1 protein-coding gene is annotated in these 749 nt (G+C 46.7%); it reads left to right on the plus strand.

Features of this window, described 5'->3' with window-relative positions; all coding sequences use genetic code 11:
* Positions 1-749 (plus strand): elongation factor Tu (locus tag C9J38_RS21580; protein ID WP_146144080.1); only part of this gene is annotated, 749 nt, incomplete at both ends.

The following is a 749-nucleotide window of genomic DNA, read 5'->3' on the forward strand; positions in this document are numbered from 1 at the left end:
CACGTTGACCACGGTAAAACAACTCTAACTGCTGCTATCTGTACTACACTTTCAAAAGTGTACGGTGGTGCTGCTCGTGACTTCGCATCAATCGATAACGCTCCAGAAGAGCGTGAGCGCGGTATCACAATCTCTACTTCTCACGTAGAGTACGATACTCCAACTCGTCACTACGCACACGTTGACTGTCCTGGACACGCCGATTACGTTAAAAACATGATCACTGGTGCTGCTCAAATGGACGGCGGTATCCTAGTTGTTGCTGCAACTGACGGCCCAATGCCACAAACACGTGAGCACATCCTACTTGGTCGCCAGGTTGGTATCCCTTACATCATCGTATTCATGAACAAGTGTGACATGGTTGATGATGAAGAACTACTTGAGCTAGTTGAGATGGAAGTTCGTGAACTTCTTTCTGAGTACGACTTCCCAGGTGATGATTGCCCAGTAATCATGGGTTCTGCTCTAGGCGCTCTAAACGGCGAGAAAGAGTGGGAAGACAAGATTGTTGAACTAGCAGAAGCTCTAGATAACTACATCCCAGAGCCAGAGCGTGCAATCGATCGTCCATTCATTCTTCCAATCGAAGATGTATTCTCAATCCAAGGCCGTGGTACTGTTGTAACTGGTCGTGTTGAGCAAGGTATCATCAAAGTTGGTGACGAAGTTGCTATCGTTGGTATCGTAGACACTATTACAACTACTTGTACTGGTGTTGAGATGTTCCGTAAGCTTCTTGACGAAGG

The sequence above is a fragment of the Photobacterium sp. GB-210 genome (genome assembly GCF_003026075.1).
Lineage (GTDB): Bacteria > Pseudomonadota > Gammaproteobacteria > Enterobacterales > Vibrionaceae > Photobacterium.